Origin of the sequence: Streptococcus plurextorum DSM 22810, assembly GCF_000423745.1 — a bacterium.
Taxonomy (GTDB): domain Bacteria; phylum Bacillota; class Bacilli; order Lactobacillales; family Streptococcaceae; genus Streptococcus; species Streptococcus plurextorum.
In genome coordinates this window covers 172269-196325 of sequence record NZ_AUIO01000003.1, presented here as the reverse complement: position 1 = coordinate 196325, position 24057 = coordinate 172269, and the positions used below count along the sequence as shown (strand labels likewise).

20 protein-coding genes and 1 pseudogene are annotated in these 24057 nt (G+C 40.3%); 4 read left to right on the top strand and 17 right to left on the bottom strand.

Annotation, left to right across the window (positions count from 1 at the left end; all coding sequences use genetic code 11):
- The first annotated feature begins 3 nt into the window (after positions 1–3).
- Positions 4–1161 carry a site-specific integrase gene (locus G575_RS11105; protein ID WP_342664495.1) on the top strand — a complete coding sequence of 386 codons (1158 nt, stop codon included), beginning with the start codon at positions 4–6 and terminating at the stop codon, positions 1159–1161.
- Between the two features lie 377 nt (positions 1162–1538).
- Here G575_RS11105 and G575_RS11875 read toward each other — a convergent pair.
- From G575_RS11875 to G575_RS11630, 5 genes and pseudogenes are all read right to left on the bottom strand, one after another.
- Positions 1539–2157: pseudogene (locus G575_RS11875) on the bottom strand (AlbA family DNA-binding domain-containing protein).
- Positions 2158–2309: 152 nt separating this feature from the next.
- Positions 2310–3284, bottom strand: a complete 975-nt coding sequence (locus G575_RS0104020) for a hypothetical protein (protein ID WP_027971577.1) — start codon at positions 3282–3284, stop codon at positions 2310–2312.
- 64 nt (positions 3285–3348) lie between these two features.
- Entirely contained in the window at positions 3349–3702 is a 354-nt protein-coding gene (locus tag G575_RS0104015) for a hypothetical protein (protein ID WP_027971576.1), read from the bottom strand.
- 17 nt (positions 3703–3719) lie between these two features.
- Positions 3720–5012, bottom strand: coding sequence for a PrsW family glutamic-type intramembrane protease (locus G575_RS11095; protein WP_051176908.1), 1293 nt, complete (start codon positions 5010–5012; stop codon positions 3720–3722).
- Between the two features lies 1 nt (position 5013).
- Positions 5014–8364 carry an SEC10/PgrA surface exclusion domain-containing protein gene (locus G575_RS11630; protein WP_027971575.1) on the bottom strand — a complete coding sequence of 1117 codons (3351 nt, stop codon included), beginning with the start codon at positions 8362–8364 and terminating at the stop codon, positions 5014–5016.
- A 131-nt stretch (positions 8365–8495) separates the two neighbouring features.
- Between G575_RS11630 and G575_RS0104000 the strand changes: the two genes are divergently transcribed.
- Entirely contained in the window at positions 8496–8822 is a 327-nt protein-coding gene (locus G575_RS0104000) for a helix-turn-helix domain-containing protein (protein WP_037622608.1), read from the top strand.
- An 87-nt stretch (positions 8823–8909) separates the two neighbouring features.
- On the opposite strand, the gene G575_RS0103995 is transcribed toward G575_RS0104000, so the two are convergent.
- On the bottom strand, positions 8910–9875 hold the full coding sequence (locus G575_RS0103995; RefSeq protein WP_156874717.1) for a hypothetical protein: 966 nt from the start codon (positions 9873–9875) through the stop codon (positions 8910–8912).
- A gap of 540 nt (positions 9876–10415) precedes the next feature.
- Complete coding sequence (locus tag G575_RS0103985; protein ID WP_027971572.1) at positions 10416–10826, bottom strand: hypothetical protein; 411 nt, start codon at positions 10824–10826, stop codon at positions 10416–10418.
- 652 nt (positions 10827–11478) lie between these two features.
- Here G575_RS0103985 and G575_RS0103980 point away from each other — a divergent pair.
- Together G575_RS0103980 and G575_RS0103975 are read left to right on the top strand one after the other, a co-directional pair.
- Positions 11479–12444: a site-specific integrase gene (locus tag G575_RS0103980; RefSeq protein WP_027971571.1), complete on the top strand. Its 966-nt coding sequence runs from the start codon at positions 11479–11481 to the stop codon at positions 12442–12444.
- Positions 12445–12519: 75 nt separating this feature from the next.
- Positions 12520–13137: a hypothetical protein gene (locus tag G575_RS0103975; RefSeq protein ID WP_027971570.1), complete on the top strand. Its 618-nt coding sequence runs from the start codon at positions 12520–12522 to the stop codon at positions 13135–13137.
- A 150-nt stretch (positions 13138–13287) separates the two neighbouring features.
- Here G575_RS0103975 and rlmD read toward each other — a convergent pair whose 3' ends face one another.
- The 10 genes from rlmD to aroB form a co-directional block, all read right to left on the bottom strand.
- Positions 13288–14934 (bottom strand): 23S rRNA (uracil(1939)-C(5))-methyltransferase RlmD, encoded by a 1647-nt coding sequence (gene rlmD / locus G575_RS0103970; protein WP_027971569.1) that lies wholly within the window; start codon positions 14932–14934, stop codon positions 13288–13290.
- 190 nt (positions 14935–15124) lie between these two features.
- A complete protein-coding gene (locus G575_RS0103965) occupies positions 15125–16528 on the bottom strand; it encodes an LCP family protein (protein WP_027971568.1) in 1404 nt (467 codons plus the stop codon).
- A gap of 15 nt (positions 16529–16543) precedes the next feature.
- Positions 16544–17368 (bottom strand): prephenate dehydratase, encoded by an 825-nt coding sequence (pheA, locus tag G575_RS0103960; RefSeq protein ID WP_027971567.1) that lies wholly within the window; start codon positions 17366–17368, stop codon positions 16544–16546.
- Complete coding sequence (locus tag G575_RS0103955; RefSeq protein ID WP_027971566.1) at positions 17365–17841, bottom strand: shikimate kinase; 477 nt, start codon at positions 17839–17841, stop codon at positions 17365–17367. The genes pheA and G575_RS0103955 overlap by 4 nt, the downstream gene beginning before the upstream one ends.
- Positions 17834–19117 carry a 3-phosphoshikimate 1-carboxyvinyltransferase gene (gene aroA, locus G575_RS0103950; RefSeq protein WP_027971565.1) on the bottom strand — a complete coding sequence of 428 codons (1284 nt, stop codon included), beginning with the start codon at positions 19115–19117 and terminating at the stop codon, positions 17834–17836. The genes G575_RS0103955 and aroA overlap by 8 nt, the downstream gene beginning before the upstream one ends.
- A 223-nt stretch (positions 19118–19340) precedes the next feature.
- Complete coding sequence (locus G575_RS0103945; protein ID WP_027971564.1) at positions 19341–20261, bottom strand: L-lactate dehydrogenase; 921 nt, start codon at positions 20259–20261, stop codon at positions 19341–19343.
- A 25-nt stretch (positions 20262–20286) separates the two neighbouring features.
- Positions 20287–20625 carry a YlbF/YmcA family competence regulator gene (locus G575_RS0103940; protein ID WP_027971563.1) on the bottom strand — a complete coding sequence of 113 codons (339 nt, stop codon included), beginning with the start codon at positions 20623–20625 and terminating at the stop codon, positions 20287–20289.
- A gap of 55 nt (positions 20626–20680) precedes the next feature.
- The gene (locus tag G575_RS0103935) at positions 20681–21784 is read right to left on the bottom strand and encodes a prephenate dehydrogenase (protein ID WP_027971562.1); all 1104 of its coding nucleotides are present in this window, start codon (positions 21782–21784) and stop codon (positions 20681–20683) included.
- Between the two features lie 25 nt (positions 21785–21809).
- A complete protein-coding gene (aroC, locus tag G575_RS0103930) occupies positions 21810–22976 on the bottom strand; it encodes a chorismate synthase (protein WP_027971561.1) in 1167 nt (388 codons plus the stop codon).
- Position 22977: 1 nt separating this feature from the next.
- The gene (aroB, locus tag G575_RS0103925) at positions 22978–24045 is read right to left on the bottom strand and encodes a 3-dehydroquinate synthase (RefSeq protein ID WP_027971560.1); all 1068 of its coding nucleotides are present in this window, start codon (positions 24043–24045) and stop codon (positions 22978–22980) included.
- Between the last annotated feature and the right edge of the window lie 12 nt (positions 24046–24057).

Here is a 24057-nt window from a genome sequence, read left to right as displayed (position 1 = left end):
AGTATGGGCTATATCGACTATTCAAAAGAACCACGTAGCGATATTGCTTTTGTTGATATGAAATCCTTCTACGCATCCATCGAATGTGTTGAGAGAGGACTTCACCCTCTCCATACTTCACTTTGTGTCATGAGTAGGGCTGACAACTCTTCTGGTCTAATTTTAGCCTCTTCTCCAATGTTCAAAAAAGTATTTGGTAAAGGAAATGTCGGTAGAGCTTACGACCTCCCCTTTGATATTCAGACAAGAAAATTTAACTATTGTTTCAGAAAACATATTTTACCTATGTTAGGTAATTACACTATTCAATTTCTCAATCAGAACAAGCAAGTTATTCTAAACTTGATGACTGCTAAAGCTAATGAATACGCTAATTTCAAGACCTTGAGAAGTTATGTAATTTCCATATTTGATTGGGCAGAGGAATTAGAATATATAGAATCAAATAAAATCGCTAAAACCTTGCGTCGTATCAAAGCAACCAAGAAAATCCAGTTGGCAGAAGCTAGGCGAGATGAAGACCTCTACCTAACACATGAGCAGTTACAGGAATGGTTCTTAGCCTTCCAAGAGGATTTGGCTAATGAAAAAATTTCTCTCAAAGATTATTTACTCTTCTATCTTACCTTCTTCTTAGGAGATAGAAAATCCGAAAGCTACGCTCTTCAATGGAAACACATTGACTTTGAAAAATCTCAAATTCAGCTACTCCAGGCACTAGACAGATATGGCGATACGAAAGCAACTAAAGGGAATAAGAAAACAATCTTTGCTATTTCAGCTGAATTACTTCAACTTCTCCTTAGTTGGAAAAAACAACAAAGGCGTGAACTTGCAAAGTTTGGTATCATTACGAACTCTGAGCAATTTGTATTTTCCTATGTAGATACTAAAGGAAACGTAAATAAACCCCTACACGCAGATTATCTTAACAATAAGATGAGAACAGTTAAAAATCGTCACCCATATTTGACACACGCTACACCTCATAAATTACGGCACACTGGTGCAACACTTGCTAAACAAGCAGGTATGAGCTTAGAAGCTATTTCAGAGGCTCTAACCCACAGCGATACCACTACAACTCAAATTTATGTCAATACCTCCAATGTCATCCCTATGGCGGTTGGAGAATTTGCCTTAAACTCTCTGAAACAATAAGGTAAAAATAAGGTAAATTTTGAGGTGAACTTTTCAAAAAAACACGAAAAAAGCACCCATGAGGTAAACTCTTGAGTGCTCTGAAACGTTGATATATCGCGGTATATTAACGTTTTGAGAACTGGCTAGCTTTACGAGCTTTCTTAAGACCTGGTTTGACAGTTTTTCATTTCATTAGATTTCAAAAGATGATAAAATCAGCGTTTTCCCACATTTTCAGAAATCGAAATTTCAATAAGTTTGAATAGATTCCATCAAAATAGTGTGAACTTTTACCAAAAAATAAAGAAATTGAGCTAGAGATTACCAAAGTTCACACTATTTTATTTCTATGTATCCTTCTATATCCTACTGTGTCCTACTTCATAAAAGGGAGACTATTTTCTAGCCAAAGTATAGTACTGGTTTCTATCATCTTTATTTGCACCATACCAGTCAACAATGCCCAATTCCTGTAAATTCCTCATAGTTTTTACAATGAACTTCCGACTTCTTCCTGATAGTCCAATTGCTTTAACCGTTGTCATCTTATCCCCTAAATTGTACATATAATGAACAATAGCTTGCTCGTCTGTATTTAAAGTACTTAAATCAGAGAATTGTTTTCCCAAACTATCTTGTGTGAAGATAAACCTCGTCATTTGGCGCAGCAATTACTCGATTTGATGATAATGCTACTGAAATAAACAAAATCAGGTCATCTTCTTCCTTATGATTGACCACAGGGATTTCCTCAAAAGATAAGTCCAGTGGTGTCTCTCGCATCTCACGGTCAATCTTTTTGAAATCCTCAAGTGGGTAAGCTCTGCCATCCTTGAAACCAGTGATAATATTATCCTGTTTCTCATCTTCGATACCAATAACGAACTGACAGCCGTCCGCATTGGCAAAGGCAATTAAATGTTTAAGTAACTCGGATGGTTTCTTGCACGCTGATTTTCGATCCAGATATTGATTTTCTTCGGAAAATTGCCAATAATCTAACTGATGTTCCATGCTTCTCTCCTAATGTAGTCTTATCCATATTATAGCAGCACAAGCCATGGCAGTTCTAAACAGATAGCTGTATAGCTAAATTTGAACGAGCATAAAGGAACACCCTTGGTACAAAACTTCGGGTGTTCCTTTTCATATACCCAAAAAATGCGCTACTCTACTTCTAAATTTAAATAGGATTCCTTACACTTAAGATCGATGGAAGTTAAAATTTCATCTTCGAATTTAAATGTTACGAATGAATTGTCAAAATCAGTATCTATATCACCGTCCTTACCTGCATCAAGAAAATAAGAAATACTTACATCTTTGTATTCTTTGTTAAATTCTTTGCCGTAGTAGAAATTCTCGTCGTGAAAAATAGGGTTATTAATCTTCACATTTTCGATAAACTGAGTTCTCGTAATGAACAAATTTATTCCCTCATAAGCAACTCTAGCTCCAAGATTTTCTTTTGTTCCACTTATTATCTTTCCATAGTGTTCAACGCTGATATCTTTTATTCTCGCATCATTCTTGTTTACTTCCCTTTTTTGGGTGTTCAGCATTGTGTAATTAATAGATATCGGTTTTGATGTCTCCCCAATCTGAGAAGGTAACCTAATGGAGCCGGCTGAACTTCCTCCATTTTCTAACATATCTTTAAACATGCTCTCTTTCTCTTCACGAAGAACATTTTTGTAAAGAATATTTGGGGTCAAACCATCTAAGTTGAAATTATAATCATCAATTGTAAAATTAGTCCCCAAAGTCACCTCAATCTTTTCCTGTTCTTGAACGGGATAAATATCCTCTACCTCCTCATAGGACATCATGTCATAGACAGCATCGTCCTCATTCAAAAAGTCATAGCGATAAATCCCTTCATCATCCAGAACACCTTTAGATGCCTTAGCATTTTTAAACTCGTGAACTTCATTGTATGGAACCAATTTATAGGTCTCAGTTTCTGTATCTGTTTCAGTTTCTGTATCTGTTTCAGTCTGTGTACCATTTTCCGCACTCGTTTCCGCAATGTTTTCACTTGATTCAGCAGGTACTGAAGGTGCCGCCCCATCTGTCGGTTTATTGCTACATGCTGCTAAAAATGCTCCACATAAAAGCAAAGTCAGTATCATCTTTTTCATTTGTTGTCTCCTTTTTTAAAAATAATAATCATTTTTCGTTTCATTCTCATTAAATAGCTATTCCCTAATCAGCTACTTTCAAAAATATTTCTTCCTCACCACTCCATCCGAGCTCTTCGCTCAAATCAAATTGGAGATGTGTTAGTTTGTCAGATGTCACAGGCATAACCCCATCAATCTGACCATCCTCTTCACCATTTAGCCAAAGATCCATATAGATAACTCCCTCAGATACAGTCCAACTAAAATAATATCCATCAGTCTCGCCGGTTCCATCCTCATGAAAGACAAAAAATCCATTTTGGTTGCCTGTCCAGGTTCCCACTAATTGCTCTTCAATAGATGGCTTCCTATTAAATAGAAAAATGGCTAGTAATAGTAGGATAGCGATGATGATGTAATTTTTCTTATTCTCCATAATAAATCTTCTGCTCTCTATAACACTTCATTAGTATTTTCTATACCAAGTGGAATTGGAAGGTTTTTTCCTAAATCATTAATTTCTTTCAGCCCACGGTTGATGATAATCATTATGGTTATGACGGCTAATAAGCAAAGAGTAGCTAATTTTATATACTCACCTCCAATGGAATTTGTCAAATTCATATCCCAAATTCCATGTAGAATAATTACTAAAACTAGAAAACGTAAACTTTCGCCAGTAAACAAAGCTGACCAATCAAAACTATTTTGTTTTTTGAGAACCATCATAAGACCAGCTCCAGTAATTGCCGCCCATGCAACATGACCTCCAAATGCTAAAAGACCTCTTAAAATGGCTGTTCCAACTGCAGAGGACGGATCAGGATTAAAAACAGGAAGTGTCCCGTTAATTGATTCATAATTAACCAAAGAACTATTGAAAATATAACCTGCCGTTTCAAATACTGCAAAACCTGCTCCTACCGCTCCACCAATCAATAAACCATTCAAAATATATCTTTTATCGGTGAATTTATTAACAAAATACGCGGTGGCGACAAGCTTACCAACTTCTTCAAGGACTCCCGTCATCATTGAAGGGAAGAAATCCCCCACTCCACTTGGAAAGATTTGTATGAGTACGAGCGTTGCCAATAAGGAGAGTAAGCCTCCAATCAAAAAAATTTCTAAGACGGTCATAATATCGATATTTCGTGGAGAATTACATTCGAAATAGAAAAATAAGATTGGTATGGCGCCTGCCATGGCTGCTACAAACATTAATCCAGGTAACATATTCCAATTATTGAAAGTCACATACATAAAATACAGCATGAGTGCGGATAATAGCAATACACCAAATACTCGTGCAAAGTACCAGGGTTTTGGCCATTCACGTGAAATATCTTCTGGTTTTGGAGTAGTTGCTTTTGAACCACATGCAAAAAGATTTTCAGCCTCTTCTCTAGTGTGTTTCTTAAAAACATCACTAAATAAATCGCGCATTCGGAGCTCGACTGCGCCCTCACCACCTGTCACAGAATTAATTTTATTGGCAATTCCACCGACGATATCATTAGCCGTATCCATCGAAGCTCTTCCTGTCCCATCCATTCTTGCACCACAATTAGAACAAAATGGACTTCCAGTCGTATTTAATAATTGGCATTTTGGACAGGTTTTATCCGATGAATCATTCGTATCATCAAGAAACTCGCCATTTATTTTTGCATTATGAAATTCCTGTGTGGAAGGGCGACGACCATTAATGGTCTCAAACGCTTCTAACCACTCTTGCTTTGTCATATTACATATCTCCTAACTTTTTTCTATATACAATCGCTAATCCTAAACTTGCTAATCCCACACCTACAACCGATAGCAAACAATTATTTTCTGAACCTGTCTCAGGTAGTATTTTAGTCTTCTCTGAACGACTATAGATCACTGCCTCCTCAGTAGAGTTTTCGCTAGTTGCTGAATAAACCCCAGGTGCTACTACTTTTTCCGATTTGGGTTTCGAAGGTACCGCTAGTCCAACTATAGAAGTTGGCGGTACAGAGATTACTGATTTCTCTATCTGTTCTGGTTGAACACCTTTACTCTGCAATTCTTTGACGAAGGCATTTATGTCAAACGTAGGTAACTCAAGATAAAGTGATTCCCCTCTAGCAGTCACCAACGGCTCCTCAGCAGGTGTTTCGAGAGGTTGATTTTCTTTGTCTTTCTCAATCTTCGCTGCCTCTGTCTCTTGGCGTTTTCGTTCAGCTTCCCTCTCTGTTTCAACACGTTCACGTTCCAAGCGCTCTGCTTCCGCCTTTTCTTTTGCAAGACGTTCAGCCTCAGCTTTAGCTAAAGCTTCCTGTTTTGCTTTTTCTGCAGCTAAGCGTTCAGCTTCTAAACGAGCAGCTTCTTCTTGAGCTTTTTTCTCAGCCTCTAAACGAGCCTGTTCTTCAGCAATTCGCTCAGCCTCAAGACGAGCTACCTCCTCCTGAGCCTTTTTCTCTGCTTCCAGACGAGCTTTTTCAGCAGCCTCTTTAGCTAGACGCTCTGCTTCTGCTTTAGCCTTCGCTTCTGCCGCCAGACGCTCCGCCTCTGCCTTCGCTTTAGCATCTTGTTCAGCTTTTATACGAGCTTCTTCTGCCTTGCGCTCTGCTTCAATACGTTCGCGTTCTAGGCGTTCTGCTTCCGCTTGGGCAGTCAAGTAGGCTTGATAGGCATCATACTGAGCTTGGAGGGTTTTAAGGTTAGCAAGAGCTGTGTCGTAGTTGGCGCGCGCTACTTGCTTCTCCAAGTTGAGGGTATTGAGCTTGGCTTTGGCACTGTCTAGTTTTGCTTGAGCCTCTTTTTGTGTAGTCAAGAGCGGTTGCAAGTCAGCTTGGAGTTTTGCAAGAGTATTCGCATAACCTTGAACTGTTTTCAGAGTTGCTTGTGCAGCAGTGACTTGAGCTTTGGCTGCTACCAAGGCTTTGTTGAGGTCCGTTAAGCGGTTTTGGGCTGCTGTAAGGGTAGATTGTTTGCTTGACAGGTTGCTTTGTGCCTGAGTGAGAGCTGTTTGCGCTGCTTTCAGGTCGTTCTGTTGAGTAGTCAAGTTGGCTTGGCTGGTTGCTACATCTGCGTTTGCGAGACGCAAGGTGTTTTGAGCCGTTGCCAAGGCTTGCTCTTTCTTCGTCAAGTCTGTTTTTGCAGCAGCAAGTTCAGTCTTAGCAGTAGCTAATTTTGATTGCGCTGCTGTTAGGTTAGCTTTTGCAGCATCCAAAGCCTTTTGTGCTGCAGGGGTTTTAACCGGGACAGCCTTCGCTTTAGCTAGTGCATCTTGGGCTAACTTCAATGTACCCTGCGCTGCTTGCAATTTATTCGTAGCTGTTGTCACTGCTTGTTGTGCAGGAGCGAGTTTGGATTGAGCTGTTGCTAGGTCAGACTGGGCTTTGGCAAGGTTTGCTTCTAAGGTTTCTTTTGAGATTGGGTTAGGGATAGCCGTGCCACCTACTTGAGGTGTCACCACCTTGTCTGTGAACTCCAACAAGAAGCCTGAGTTTTTAGAACCTGTGTAGCCAGACAAACCGAAGTATTGATCATGCTTCTCATCTTGTAAGAACTTAGAGTCCAAGTTCAATAGAGAGATGGCATGTCCGAAATGTTGCGATGGGGAGAAATCAAACAACATCATGTTTGTAAGGAAGGTTGCAACAACCCCTTTGATTTCCGTCATCGTATAATTGTCATTAAACGTTGTTAACTGAGGAGAAAAATCCTCATCCAATGCTTGTCCCGTTGCATTTTTCACCCGCAAGATAGCGTCACGGTCATGACCTTTGGTTGCATCCCAGTCATCACGAAGGTATTCTTTTGCCACCATGTCCGCAATGTTCATTGAACCTGTCGAGATAAGAGCCTTAGATGTCAATCCGAATTGATTGCGGAGGTCGTTGATTGTGGTTTGTGCGAATTGTGCTAATTCCAAACGATCCGCATCAGTTAGCCCATTCAAACCATTTTCATCAACCGACACAACTACACGATTATTTGATTCGATTGCACTCAACGCTTCACGAAGCTTACGCAACTCTTTATTATCGATGCGCTCACTCATCAAACGACGAGACTCCGCCTCCAAAATTTGCCAAATTCGCGCTTCTTCTGTCTTATCCTTAGTGACATAGCGGGACTTGTAGAAGTTAACTAGGTTGGTCTTATAAGCTTCAGAAAGTTGGATGGTGAAGATGGAGCTTAGAGCTTTTTCTGCATTGGCTACTTTTGTCTCCGCTGTAGTGATATTGTTCTGAATCGTTGTGAGATTGGTATTCGCTGTATTGAGGTTAGACTGGGCAGTGGTGACACCTGCTTGCGCCGTTGTGACTTCGCCTTGAGCTGCAGTAATGTCTGCTTGACGTTTGGCATCTGCCGCCTTAGCTGCGTTGAGAGCTGTGGTCGCTTCTGTGACTTTGGTGGTTGCCGTGTTAACATCAGCTTGCGCTGTTGTGACTGCCGCTTCTTTTGTAGCAACCGTTTCCTTAGCAGTATCTACTTGAGTTTGAGCGGTTGTGACTGCGGTTTGTGCAGCGGCTTGGTCTGCATTGTCTTGGTTGAGTTGGGCTTGCGCCTGCTCTACCGCTTTGGTTTCGTTAGAGACTGTTTGAGTTGCGGCGTCTACTTGAGTTTGAGCGGTAGCGACCTCATTTTGGAGGGTAGAGACTTGGTTAGTGGTCTCTGTGATTTGGTTTTGTGTTGTTGCGACAGTAGCCTGAGCCGCTGTAACTTGATTGGTAGCTTCCTCCACTGATGGATTAGTAGCTACTGTTTCTTGAGCTTGAACGATTTGCGCTTGTTGGGCTGTAACCTCAGCCGTTGCTGTGTTTACTTCTGCTTGAGCGGTTGCAACACTTTGCTCAGCGGTCGCTACTGCGCTCGTTGCCTGTGTAAGCGTTGCCTGAGCAGTATCTACTTGGGCTTGCGCTTCTTCTACTTGAGCTGTCGTTACTTGTGGCGTAGTGGCGTTGGTGACAACCTCAGTTGTAGGTGCTGCGACATTTTCTTCTGCGTAGGCCGTTGTATTTCCAGTGACAGTGATCATCCCGATAGACAAGACGCCGACAGCACCGTAAGCCTTTAACTTACGGATAGAACCATGAGACTGGGCTAAAAATCTATTATTCATATAAACTCCTCAGATAACAAATCAAACTTTTATACTATTTTAACACCAAAATCAGTCATATACAACAGTTTTGTTAGCTTTTAAGTCACATATGTCAGTTTTTTTGAATTATTTATTTGTATGATAATGATATGATAAACAATTTACAAAAATACATTGCAAAAAGAGTCAAAACACTTCGACTTCAAGCTGGATTGACACAGACTGAACTTGAAGCAAGAGCTGAATTGGGATTTAATTACATCAATAAACTTGAAACTAAAGAAAGCAACATCACAATAAATACGTTGCACAAAATCATCGATGCCTTAGAAGTTGACGTTCAAACATTTTTTGATATGCAGATAAGCAAAGACGAAAACATTGACGATCTAATTGTATTGCTGTCTGAAATACCGACAAATAAGCGGAACGAAGTTATTAATGCTGTAAAACAAATTATTTTGACTTTAAGATAGCTCAAAAGATTCATTGATGTAAATTTGCAATTCATTATTCATTAAAAGAAATTGATTCAAAAATAACGGATTACTTATTAGTCTAATCTATGTAAAGCAACTTCTCTCGAGGTCGCTTTTTTTCTTATTTTCATCTAATTCGGCCCCAAAATTAATAATTTTTTTTTGAATATCAGATCTTAAATTCGCGAATGTATGTATAGATTGTATAAATTCATCAAAATGAGCTTCTGAAAACAGTTGATGCAGAATTGTAAGAATCGATTTCTCATATATAATAATTTTATCTATTTCTGATAACAAATCTTTAGACGTAATCTCATTATTTGATTTTGCTTGATAGTAAATATCATTGTAATATTTTTCGGTAGCTTCAATAAGTAATTCAACTATACACTTCTTACTTTTGCCTTCCTTACTCTGTGTCTGTGACCTATTATAAAGCTTATCCCGCTCCTTCCTGTAGTCAATCATTGCGTTAATAAAATTATGTTGAAATGGAAACTCGGCTGAATCAACCATTTTTTCCAATTCAGCAATTGGTAACGTATTGATAGAATGCATAATTTGATAAACATTGTCTTTTATTTCCTTTTGATATTTTTTCTGTTTCATACTCTGCATATTTCTTTCCGTTCTTTTCCTCATTTCTTCTTTCCAAAGATTCTCTATCTGCTCCTCTGAAGTTCGCCGAAGTTGAATTAATTCGTTTATCGCAACTGAAATTTCATTATTAATTTCATAATCTCGAAATTTTAATAATATATTAAATACAGAACTACAAAATCCTCGAATCCGAGATTTTGCAATCGCAATAGAAGTTTCATCAATATTTTCTTCAAATCCATATTGATAAATCAAGCTCAAATGTTTTTTCGTTTCATCAATAACGATTTTTACCAAATCTCTTACTGTTAATAAATGCTCTTCAGTGTTCATATTAGCAATTTGAGCTTTTTCAAGCTCATTCATAAACTTAATGACAGTTGTTTCATTTTTAATGTAATCTCGTTCTTCATTTGAAATATCTTTAGTATTCTGTAATTTTTCCATAGTCGTCTCCCAACATTCCTCTTTAGTTTTCTCATTTTGCAAGCACTCTCTATATTCTTGTGCAATAGTGTCGAACATGATTGAAAGCTCTTAAATTGAATTTTCAAGTAGCCACGAACGCAAAAAAACGATCAAATGGGTTAAACAAGCGTCAATATCGTTGGCCGCAGCATGCTGCCATTCGATTTCATAGACGCTTTCTTCCTTTGATCGTTCTGATAATCTATCTTTGTCTGTAAACAAAAGTCCACCTCTTTCTAGTAAATGGAGCTATTTCAATAGCTCAAGCAATGTCGACTACATAGTTAGGTAACAACCAACTATGCATTGGTTAACCTCCCTCGTTGCGTATTTACTTAGTTCTTTTACTTAGTTTATTGTACTTTTGTTAACTTTACTTATTTTTGGTATTATAGCATATTTTTTGCTTCTATGTAGGAATTTGATGCTGAATTTAATTTCCTATTTAAAAATAAAGGAGCCGGTGATGACCACATTTCAACCGCTCCTTTTTTCTTTAACTCACGTAACTTTTATTCCCTAGTGTGACTTATTGATATCAATGAATTTTCCAAAACCATTTTGTTCAATCTCAGCCATAGACCCAATCCAATTTCCAAAAGCATAGTGGTCCAATACAATTTCTAATACAGATTGAAACTTTAAAACATCATCTTCCCAACTAGAAAACGAAAAGCTGAAGTGAACTGACGGATGAAGCTCATCATATAGATCCATCGTAACAAAGCAATCTTTCTCTTCAGTTTCATAGTAGACCTTGAAACAAATATCACACCCGCCACCTTCAAGCAATAGTCCGTAATAATCATCATCGAATGTTTCCGGAATAATCGCGAAATCCGTGACCTTTCCCAACGAGAAAGCCGCTTTATCAGCATCATAAATTGAATTTTTAATCAGCTTAATGATTAAATCATGTGTTTCTAACATTGTATTTACCTCCTTGTAAACAAAAACTAAAATCGCCGATAACATTTATAATTTTCCCTTTTACATAATATACCTCCTCAAAAACTTTCTATTGATCAGTTAGTACTATTATGACATTTATCGAGAATTATAAAAACTGCAGTTCAATTAGCGAGATGAATTAACGTTAACTTGAATTTTTTATCTTTCGTCCAAAGTGTCATAATGTAGTTATAAAATAATTGAAAAATGGAGGTGATAAAAACGTTATCGGCAATGATTGAACACTGGGCTCGGTGAAAAAGCAATCTTGTACGATATTGATTTCATTTGTTTGCTGTCATTGACAAGCAATTGAAAAAAAAAAGAAAGTACGTAAATGGTTATTCTAAGGAGTGAAGCGACGTACAGAATAACCATTTAGCAAGGAAATTTGTACAAAAAAAAATGTTTAGTAAAAGTTAATAGTATTTTTTAGTTTTAAGAAGTAACCAGATCAATGGCATTTGAAAATACAAAGAAAAAGGGACGGTGAACACTGAAACTGATTCTAAAACGATAGTCTTAATAGACAGCCTCACGTGTATTTTCAGAGCATACCCAGCTCGTTATTAAAAAGGGTGGGAGGCAGTTTACCAATAACAAGCATTGTATCAAAGAAAGGAGAAAGAAAATGCCAAGAAAAAGAAATTCATTGAAACACGATATCTTTGTAATAGCAACAAAAGATGTTACAAATAATACATCTCGCACATCATATAAACGTTCAGCAACACGTTTTGCAAAATGGGCAAAAGAAAATAACATCAAAAAAATCTCGGATATCACTGAGGTAGTCCTGCAAAGATATCACGACGATTTAAAAAATGATCCAAAACAGTACACTCCCGCAACCATACACACATATCTAGCCCCAATCTGTAAAGCTGTCGACATCAATTTGAATCGTATCCGCAAGCAGAAAAGAACAAGCGATAAGATTGTCCGTGGACGACAACGCGAGTCCAACGAGCAAGGGAAGAAACAGGAACTGGACTCTCGCTTCTCACGCCTTGTGGAATTTCAAAAAGTTGTCGGCATTCGACGAAATGAGCTAAAAAATCTTACTGGTTCAGACATGAAACTAGATGAGGATGGGAATTGTTATGTATACGTCAAGAGAGGTAAAGGCGGAAAGAAACAATTGCAGTACATCCTACCGCAAGACGTGACAGTAGTCAAGCGCACCTTCGAAGGAATTAAGGATGACGAACCCGTCTTCTCTCCTCAAGAAATGAACAACCAAATCAACCTCCACGCGTTACGAGCTCAACACTCGCGAGATAGCTATTTCTTTTATCTTGATAAAATCAATTCTAATCCTACCTTTAAGAATTCTTTAAAAGCACTTCTCATCAAAAGATGGGAGGAAGGACATCAGCGATTAAAACATGAAGCTCCCCAGGTCTATAAGAATCATCGAATAGGCTTTGTACACGATTTACGAGATGATGCGTATATACTACGAGGCTCAAATAAGTACAAAGCAACCTCTTCAGGCATGCCAATCACATATAATCGGCTAGCCCTAATGGCAGTATCAGTATTGAATCTATCACATTGGCGCCTATCTGTGACCGTGACAAACTATATTCTGTGATTCCTGATTTTTATAAAATAGAAAATATGGCAATCTATTGTTGTGTATATTATTGAGTAAAAGGAGGAAATTAATATGAACAAATATACATCGAAACAAAACAAGCCTGAGGACGGCAATCGTATTTTCGCCCGTGGTAAGATCGTCAATCTAAACCCAAACGGTTCAAATTATGACATCGAACTTTTTATTCGCAATGGAGGCGGAAGACAGCATACCTATCTACATTTTAACTGTTCAAACATAGCACTTCACCTAGAATTGAAGACAGGAACTACTATCCATGTCTATGGACATGTAGAAAATTTCATCGATATCCGTAGTAAACCAGCTCAAAGATATGTCGCTGACATCATTACTCCTGAGAAGACGGAGTTGGCCAGATACTTTAGAAAAGAAGATTTTCATTTTGGTTTTGCACCTCAAATGCACTTTGCGAAGTTTTTCGTCGCAGGAGAGGTTACACGAGTAATAAACAATACCACTTCGAAATGGATTGTACTCAGCATTAAAGATGCATCTGGAAACATTGTAAACATACAGTTCAGCAGAAGAATGCGTGTAGCTGATAATTTTTTCAAAAAAGGAGACTATGTATATGCGTACGCAATTCCAATCTCAACTAAAAAAAACATCAGTGGACAAGATGTTAACTTTATAACACTAATAGCTGAGGATATCGAAATTGGATAATTTGAAAATAAAATTGAACTTGATAATGTCAAAAATTAGACAAAAACGCATGAGTTTGTATAAATTAACTCATGCGTTTTTTAATGAACAATGAATCTGGAAATTAGTACAATAAATCCTTGCTTATTGCCTATAAGTAATAATCTATTATTAAAACTCACTTAACATTCCAAACCAGTGAAGAGCATCTAGGATGGCTTCTTCTTTTTCGGGTGGACACAGAAGAACTTTCTGTTCACTATTATCTTTTTTTGATAAATTAAAATTTTCACGTACAGAAAGCCCCATCTTCCTCTTCACTTGAGCAATATATAGACTTGATACTTTTAAACCAAATTTATTAAATACATATTCCTTGATTTCTGGATATGTAGCATTTCTATTAACAGTAATCGAATCGATATCATTTTCTTCAATTTCAAGATTAATATGATGCTCAGCATCAAGTTTGGACAATAGTGCAACAGTCTCCACGTGATGTGTTTGTGGAAAGAGGTCCACTGGTTGCACCTTGGTCAGTTTGTAGCCAAGTTCTTCATATAGCTTGACATCACGCGCCATGGTGGCGACATTGCAGGAGATATAGGTGATTTTTTTTGCCTGCATGGCGACGCTAGAGGTGATAAAACTTTCTGTCAAACCTTTTCGTGGAGGATCCACTAAGATGACATCTGGTCTGATGCCCTGCTTGACCCACTCTGCCATAGCCTCTTCTGCGCTTGCGCAAACATAGGTCGCATTGTCGATACCGTTTCGTTTAGCATTTTCCCTAGCGTCTTGTACAGCGGATGCCACTACTTCGACACCATAGACTTGCTTGACTCTTTTGGAAAAAGAAAGTCCAATGGTCCCAATACCAGAATAAGCATCAATCACCATGCTGTCTGGTGTCAATTCTGAGAAGTCAATAGCCACTTGATATAGTTTTTCCGCCATTTCCGTATTGACCTGATAAAAGGACTGCGGTGAAATAGTATAGCTATTTCCCAACATGGTATCTGAAATCGTGCCTTTCCCATAAAGGGTCACAAATTGTGAGCCAAATATCGCATTGGTATTCTGATCATTGATGTTTTGAATGACCGAGACAAGGTTTGGAAAGTCTTTGACCAAATAATCAATCACCTGGTCGATACGAAAAACCTTAGGACGAGTCGTCACCAAAACCAACATGAGCTCTCCAGAATAGTGGCCACGACGGACGACAATATTGCGAATCAGACCTGTCTGCTCTTTTTCATCATAGGGCTTGATGTCAAAACGGCGTAGAAGATCACGAGTCTCCAAAATCAAACGGTCAATTTCCTTATCTTGAATATAAAAATCCTCAATTGGAATCAGGTCATGAGAAAGTTTTCGGAAAAAACCTGTCTCCAACTGCCCATTGACCCTCCTTACTGGGACAGCAGCTTTATTGCGATAAGCAAGAGGATTTGCCATCCCAAGTGTCGGAGCAACAGACAAATCGCTTAGCCCTGCAATTTTATAAAGGCTGTCTTTGACCTGCTTAGTTTTAAAATCAAGCTGTGCCTCATAGCGCAAATGCCCTAAATCAGCAATACCTGAACGCAGATAAGCCAGGTCCATATCTTGATTTCGGTCATCAGAATATGACAGATAGGCTTCAACCTTGCCATAGCCTATTTTTTTATTAACCTTAAGGACACGCATCTGGACACGCTCTCCAGGCAGAGCATTTTCTACAAAGAAAACCAACCCATCGACCTTAGCTACCCCTGCTCCTTCGTGGCTAAGATCTACAATTTCGACAGTAATCACATCATTTTTACGTAACATTTAAAATCCTTTCCTATTCAAAAAGGGTCTGGGACAATCGTCCTAGACCCTTATACCGTATTACTTTAGCATCATGTGATAAGTCAAAAGTTCTTGACCTCAATGATACCTCTCATAACTGTATGGAGTTCTAACGATACCGTTAAACCCATTTATTGAATCTCTGATGACCTGCTCTTATTATACCACATTATCTGAGTCCCATCTCAGCTAGAAGCTGTTGATATTTATCGCGATCAATATCTAATCCCATACCGCCATACACATCATAAGCATCGACCCAGTCTCCTTGCTGAGGGACTGTCATCTGCTCAATATTATCTCTGCCTTTTGTGAAAAGCCCTAAGCCCTCACTTAAGAGTAGCGGATAGGAGACATTAGTGGAGGTCAATGCATAAACTTTGCCTAGTGCTGCTGAGCCTGTAAACAGCTTAATTGGGTTTTTAGCCTGACTCATAATAGCCGAAAGTACCTGTTGTTGGCGTTTGACACGACCAAAGTCCGCCGTATCATCACCGCGAAAGCGAGCATAGTTTAGCAAGGTCTTTCCATCCATCCGTTGCAGGCCTGCAGTGATGGTCTGATACATAGCTCCTCCTTGAGCATAGCCCAAATCATCTGGCACTTCCACTTCTGACACCACTTGACCATCGACAGTTTCAAATTGGGCATCAATTTCAACCCCTTCAGGGAACAGGGTATCAATAGCCTCTGCAAATGTTTCAAAGTCAATCATAACATAATATTTAATATCAATGTCAAAATTATGTTTGAGCACTTGACGAACAAATTCTGCACCTTGATCCCCATTTTGCTCTCCTAGATTAAAGGAAGTGTTCAACTTCAAGTCTGTAATCGTATTGTCAGAACTGTAGCCAGGGATATTCACTAAGGTATCACGCATAAAAGAGACTAGCTTAGGCTTACCAGATGAATTTCCCACATTCATTACCATAATGGTATCGGTTCTGGCATCTGCTAAGTTCTGAGTCACACGCTTGTCACTCCCAAGTATCAAAATATTTGTTCCGTCTAATGTATCCGTACCGTTAAACACTTCTGCTTGAGCTGGAGCATAGGCTGTATTGCCCGAAGTGACGTCATGCACCCCTTTGAAAAACATTAGAACCATACCGACTAAAGTCGCAAGAAGGATTAGCCCCAACCAAATAAAGAAACGCTTGATGCTAAATCGCTTCTTCCTTTTTGCCTTGATATCCCTAGATAACTTATCAAAAGTGGGTAGATCATTTTCCCTTTTCTCGACAATAGCTTTTGCTTTTGATTTCTGTTCCTTAGGGCTAGGGTAAACAGGTAATCTATCTATCTGATTAGCTTTTTGATCAGTGCGATTGGTCCTTGCACGTCTAGAATAGCCTGATAACTCTTGTTCTGAAGGAAACGTCAAATCATCCTCATCCGTCTCCTGCCAATGAGATAAATCCTCACTTGTCTGGAGATGACCTTCTGCTTTTGCAATGAGAAAATCAAGTTCTTCTCTTTCCTTATCGTTTAAAAAATGGATATTTTTATACAAATAATCATAGCGCAAAGCTTCATGATGCGTTAGATTTTCTAATTGGCGATTTGCCATAGTACCTCCCCATGATTAAGCCATTGTATGAACGATGTATTCCCCTAAAACCTTATAGCGAATGCCTAAGCTTTTTAATTCTGCTAAGGCATAGCCTACCAATTCCCTATCTTGATTAGCCACATCAACCATGAAGAAATACTCTCCTAACATGGTTTTCAATGGACGACTTTCAATTTTCGTCAAATCGATGCCTCGCCACGCAAAAACAGACAGTCCTTTATAGAGAGCTCCAGGCAGATTATCTGGCAAGGTCAAAGCTAAGGACATTTTTTCTGACAGCGATGGTAATTGAATGGTTGGCACACTAGCCCCTAACACCCAAAAACGAGTGAAATTTTCTTCAATTTCCTGTATATCCTTTGCAATAATCGTTAGCCCATACTCTGTTGCTGCTGCTTCCGGAGCAATAGCAGCAAACGGTTGATCGGGATGTTCTGCTACAAAGCGAGCCGCAGAAGCTGTCGAACCCGTTGTCTCTAGCTTAACCTCTGGGTAATGGTCACCGATATATTTTTTCCCTTGCGCAATCGCCTGCGGGTGAGAAAAAATTTTTTCAGGCTTCTTGTCACCAGCAGTCATCAATTGTTGTTTAATAGGCTGGATGATTTCAACGACTGCTTTAATATCTGACTGGTGAAAGAGATAGTCTGTTGTTTCATGAACAGAACCTTCGATAGAATTTTCTACAGGCACAATCGCATAGCTGACCAGTTTATCTTGATAGGCTTTCAACACTTCTGTAATGGTTTCAAACGCTAGCAATTCTGCCTGAGGAAAGGCTTTGAGGGCAACATTATGAGTAAATGAGCCACTAGGCCCTAAATAAGCAACTTTCATTTGATTTCCTCAATAATTTGCTTCGGACTTTTTCCAGCCACATCAATAATCTGAGTAGCCGCTTCCTCATACCAAGCTTGACGTTGCTCAAAAATCGCCTGAAAAGCTTCTTTGCTGTTATTGACAAAAAGAGGTCGAATATTAGCTTTATCTGCTGCAATACGATTGTAAAGCGTCTCAAAATCTGCACGCAAATAGATGGTTTGTTCATTGTCTGCTAGTAGTCGTCTGTTGCCTTCTGTTACCACAACGCCTCCACCTGTTGAGATCACTTGATTTGTCATCAGCAGTTCTGCTAAAACGTCTGTCTCGATTTGGCGGAAAGCTGGCTCACCTTCTTTAGCAAAAAAATCTGCAATAGACATGCCAATACGATCACTGATAACAGCATCCATATCCACATAGTTTGAGTCGAGCTCCTTAGCAATCGTTGTTTTGCCAGCTCCCATAAATCCGATTAAAACCTTAGCCATTGATCAATGCCTCCATGTGGTTAAAGAAGTCTGGATAGCTAGTGTTAATAGCTTCAGCACGTTCAAGAATCAACTCCCCTTCTTGAACCAAGAGCCCAGCAATAGCTGCCATCATCCCAATGCGATGATCGCCAAAGGTATTGATAGTAGCACCATGAAAAGTTGTTTTCCCTTGAATAATCATGCCATCCTCTGTCGGCCTAATAGCTGCTCCCATAGCGTTCAAAGCATCGGCTACCACTTGGATGCGGTCAGTTTCTTTGACTTTCAATTCTTCAGCATCACGAATCACCGTTTGTCCCTTAGCTTGGGTAGCTAATAGGCTAATAATAGGCAATTCATCAATGAGACGTGGAATAATATCCCCTGCAATCTCTGTTCCGACAAGCTCTGAAGTCTCGACTGTGATGGTTGCTGATTTGGCAATATCATCAACGTTTGACAGGCTAATCTTACCATTCATGGCTTTGATGACATCAATGATTCCTGTACGTGTTTCATTGATACCAACATTTTCAAGAACTACCTTAGCATTTGGCACAATCAGCCCAGCTACTAACCAGAAGGCTGCTGAGGAAATGTCCCCTGGTACCACAACCTCTTGTGCCGTAAACTCTTGACCACCCGAAATTCGGATTTCCTTGTCATTGACTGAAATCTGACCTCCAAATTGGACAATCATGTCTTCGGTATGATTACGCGTTTTTTCTTTTTCAATGATAAGAGATTCGCCATCGGCTTGTAGAGCTGCAAAAATAAGAGCTGACTTAACTTGAGCAGAAGCTACAGGCAGTTGGTAAGTAATCGGCTTAAGCGTCTTGCTACCACGAATCTTTAAGGGTGGTAAATCACGATCGGTCTGGCCAGAAATCGTAACCCCCATTTGCGATAGCGGAATGGTGACACGGTCCATCGGACGTTTTGATAAACTATCGTCACCAAACATCTCTGCTTCAAAGTCCTGACCAGCCAAAACGCCTGAGATGAGACGGATTGAAGTTCCAGAATTCCCCATGTCTAAGCGATTTTTCGGTGCTTTTAGACCATCAAAGCCAACACCGTGAACCTTGACCACCTGACCATCGTCTTCGATAGTGACACCCAAATCACGGAAAACCTGCATGGTTGATAAAACATCTTCTCCACGCAAAATATCATGAATGGTTGTCACACCTTTTGCCAGACTTCCAAACATAATCGAGCGGTGGCTGATGGACTTATCACCTGGCACACGAATCGTTCCAGAAAGGGAGTTTACTGCTGTTTGTAATTTCATAAATAGACCTCTTGCGTATAGTGACTTCTATTATAGCAAATAAGTACAGAAATTTCTAAAAATTTCTGTACACTCACTCATGCTGTTGCCTCGTTTTCCTTTTTCTTTTGAAAAATCACCAACATTTCTCTAAGCAATATCTCCTCTTAAAACTGTTGGCAGGTCATATTGACCCTTGTGGTAAAAAAATACAGAAAGTCCCAAAGACTCCTGTATCTAATTGTTATGCTTTCAAAGATTCTGCAAATTTTTTCTTAATATAGTTAGCTGAAGCCGTCAGTTTAGCGCCTTCCTCATCTGTCAAGTCTAGTCTGATTTGTTCAATGACACCAGCTCTTCCCACAATCGCGGGGTAACCCAGATAGGTAGCTAGAGGCTCATAGTATTGCGAGATTGTCAATTCCTCGTGACTGTCTGAAATGACCGCTAAGGCTAATCGAATGGCTGCGCTAGCAATACCATAGCTGGTGTATTTTTTTCCGTAGAAAACGGTATGACCTCCTTTTAGGGCTTCTGTGGCCAAATTATCCAGCTCTGCTTTGTCCATAAGACTTTCAATAGGTTGTCCCTTGATACGTACCTGACTCCATGCGACAAACTGAGAATTGCCATGTTCTCCCAAATTGTAGCCCGAAACACTTCTCGGATTGAGCTTAAAGCGAAGCCCTACCGCTCGTTTCATACGGGCTGTATCTAACAAGGTCCCTGTTCCGATAACCTGCTCTTTAGGCAAGCCCGTGTGGTGTTGAAAGAGGCTAGTCACCACATCAACAGGATTTGAAATCACAATCAGAACACCAGAAAAACCCGATTTTTTAATGTTTTCTGCCACCTGTGGCACTTGAGCCGCGGTAAATGGAAGCTCTGCAAAGCGATCAGCATTTGGATTGTCCTGAAGCTTGATATTTCCAAGAGCCACTACGACAAGGTCCGCATCAGACAGAGCTTGATAATCGTTGACGATAATATTAGCCTGAAATCCTAGATTGGCAGCGGCATCTTGAAAGTCCAGAGCATCAGCTGTTACTTTGTTGACGTTTGTATCAATCAAGACATAGTCATCAAAAGTACCTTGTGCTATTAGGCCGTGTGCAACAGCAGCACCGACATTGCCCATTCCGATAATTCCTATTTTACGTGCCATATGTTCTCCACCACTGTGTTACTGTTTATTCAGACAACTCCTGCAAAGGTTTAAAGATAATACGCTCTAAATCGCCGACATACATGCCCAACGCTTGCTGACTTTGGAAATAGGCTTTAAGAACAACATTGGCTTCGATACGCTCTCCTAAGGCTGACATCTCTTCTTGATCTGATTGGCTTGGTACTTGACCTGATTCCATTAGACTTTGGATTTTACCTTGTGCGACTAAAAATTCTTCCCAAAGAGCCTTTGCTGCGCTATCTTCTTCTACTGCCTTTTTGGCACTTTTAACGGCCTCGTACTCTGGTAGGGCACGGATTGCTCGCTCTAAACCGTTTGCTAAATCGTAAATGTTTTCCATGATGTGTATTCCTATTCAGTTTAAACTTTTTAAACCAAACAACCTTTCTATCTCATTATGCAATAGTAACTGAGTAGTCTGTCTCCTGACGGATGACGTCACTAGCTCTTTCTAAATCTTTTGCGGTTTTAAAGGTCAACTGCAAAATACCGTGAATGTCCTCGCGGTTTTCCTCGTTAATTCTGATATTAACCAGAGACGTCCCTCGTAACAATTCCAAGATGTGCAAGATAACATCTTCTTCATCTGGGACATCCACAAAGAGGTCATAAAAGCTATCAACACCTGCTTTTTTATGAATTTCCATGGATTGGCGGGTCTTGCGACCATGTTCAAAAAAGGTCCAGATGGCATCTTCATCTTTTTGAGAAATCAACTGCGCGACCTTATCCAAACGTGCCTTAAAATCCTCAATCCGCTCCAAAACCGCTCCGCTATTTGACAAAAGAATAGCCGTCCACATGCCAGGTTCAGACTCAGCGATACGAGTCATGTCTCGGAAACCACCTGCCGCAAAATGATTAGTCATCTGATGCGCCTCCGCATAATCGCCAGCCTGTTCCATAAGGCTAGAGGCGATGACATGAGGAAAATGGCTAATTTGACTCGTGACACGGTCATGTTCCTCTGCATCTATCTGGATAAAGCGAGCACCTAAGCCCGACAAGACATCTTCTAATTCTGCAATCGTTCCTTCCTTGGTCAGAGGTGAAGGCGTGAAGATATAATAAGCATTCTCAAAAAGCGTGACATCCGCAGCATTGGCACCTGATTTATGGCTACCCGCCATAGGATGAGCGCCTACAAATTGGACCTTTTTACCAGCTAGGTAGGTTTCCGCCGCCTGAACAATCTCTGCTTTGGTGGAACCTGCATCTGTGATGATGACATTGTCTTTTAGGGGCATATCTGCCAAAGCTTTGATAAAATCAATCGTTTGCTTGATTGGAACTGATAAGATAATGACATCCGCTAAAGGGGCAAATTCGGCAAAATCTGATGTTGCCCGATCAACGATGCCACGCTCAAGAGCAATCTGACGCGACGCTTCTGAACGGTTATAGCCTAAAATCTGATAATCTGGATGCCCACGTCTGATGCCCAGAGCAATCGACCCTCCAATAAGACCAAGACCTGCAATATAAATGGTTTTTGACATATCAATGATTCATTTCTATCTTGAACTAGAAGTTCTTCACGTACTGACGGTGAGAGGCTACAGCTGCTTTCAATTCTTCCATGTTGTCTGATGAGAACTTATCTAGAATCTCTTGAGCAAGAACTGTCGCCACCACTGACTCCATCACAACACCCGCTGCAGGAAGCGCCGTCGGATCTGAGCGCTCGACTGTGGCCTTATAGGGTTCATGCGTCTCAATATCAACAGACATGAGCGGTTTGTAGAGGGTAGGAATAGGTTTCATGACGCCTCGCACAACGATTGGTTGGCCGTTGGTCATGCCGCCTTCAAAACCACCTAGATTATTGGTGCGACGGGTATAACCTTCTGCTTCTGACCAAATGATTTCATCCATCACCTCGCTCCCTTTATGGTAGCCCGCTTTGAAACCTACACCAAATTCAACCCCTTTAAAAGCATTGATGGAAACAACTGCTTGAGCCAACTTGGCATCGAGTTTAGTATCCCATTGTACATATGAGCCTAGACCCACAGGCACACCACCTACAACGGTCTCAACCACACCACCGATAGTATCGCCATCTTTCTTGATTTGGTCGATGTAAGCTTTGATTTCTTCTTCACGCTCCTGGTTGACGATAGAGACTTCTGACTTAGCCGCCAAATCCTTGATTTCAGAAACAGTCAGATTTTCTGGTACATCAATTTCCTTCCCACCAAAAACAACCACATGGTTAGCAATCTCAATATCGAGCTCTGCTAAAATCCGTTTTGCTACTGCACCGACTGCAACTCGCATAGTCGTTTCACGCGCACTAGAACGCTCCAAGGAATTGCGCAAATCATCAAAGCGGTACTTCATTCCACCAACAAGGTCTGCATGCCCTGGACGTGGGTGAGTGATGCGACGCTTGCTCTTGAGGCGGTCTTCAATATCTTCAACCGCCATGATTTCCAACCACTTCTGATGGTCTTTATTGGTCACATTAAGGGTAATAGGAGCTCCTGTCGTCTTACCGTGACGAACTCCCGCTGTGATTTCAACCACATCGCTTTCGATTTTCATGCGACCACCGCGTCCATAACCACCTTGGCGGCGCTTAAGATCACCGTTAATGTCTTCTGCTGTCAAAGGGAGACCTGCTGGCACTCCCTCAATGATAGCTGTCAAGCGTGGGCCATGCGACTCGCCTGCTGTTAAATATCTCATTTTATTTCTCCAGATACTCTTTCATTTCTTCTATTGGAATTTGATTAATGGCTGCGCTACCAAGTCTAGGGACGATAACAGTTTTGATATTGGCACCACTAGCTTTTTTATCATGGGTCAGTGCTGCGTACAATTCATCAATCTTCCAGGGTTCGTGGTCTGTTGGCAAGCCGTATTTAGCACACATAGCACTGATTTGCTCAGTCATGCCTACTGGCATAAGGCCTTTTTTCTCAGCAATCCGAGAAATTTGAACCATTCCAATAGCCACTGCCTCGCCATGCATAACCTTGCCGTAACCAGCCGTTTGCTCGATAGCATGTCCGATTGTATGACCAAAATTCAGGTACATCCGAACCCCACCTTCAAACTCGTCCTCAACAACAATTTTACGCTTAACATTGCAAGAATGGTAAATAATGGCATCAGCATTGTCCAAAATCGACTGCGGGCTACCATCGAGATTATCAAGCAAATCCCATAGTTCAACATCATCTATAAGACCATACTTAATAACCTCTCCCATCCCCTCAATGAGTTCACGCTGACCAAGTGTCACCAATACGTCCGGATCTATAAGAACGCCTTTAGGTTGCGTAAAGGTACCGACACTATTTTTGGCTTGAGGCGTATTAACCCCTGTCTTGCCTCCTATAGAAGAGTCCACTTGAGCCGTCAAACTGGTGGGAATCTGTACAAAAGGAATGCCTCGCATATAAGTAGAGGCTACAAAACCAGCTAAATCTCCAACAACGCCTCCCCCTAAAGCAACAATCCCGTCACTTCTAGTCATGTTGTGGGCAATCAAATAGTCATAGGCTTTGTTGACCGTCGTCAGGTTTTTAGAGGCCTCGCCTTCTGGAAATTCAAATAGAAGGGTCTGAAAACCCGCTTCTTCTAAGCTTTTTTTCACCGCTTCTGCATAAAGTGGACCGACTTGGTCATCCGTTATAATCGCAATCTTCTGACAATTAAGAATAGAGCGTACCCATTCTCCAGATCTAGCCAGAGATCCACGCTCAATCATAATGTCATAAGGATTGGTCTTCAAATCAACATGTAATTTCATGATGCAACCCCT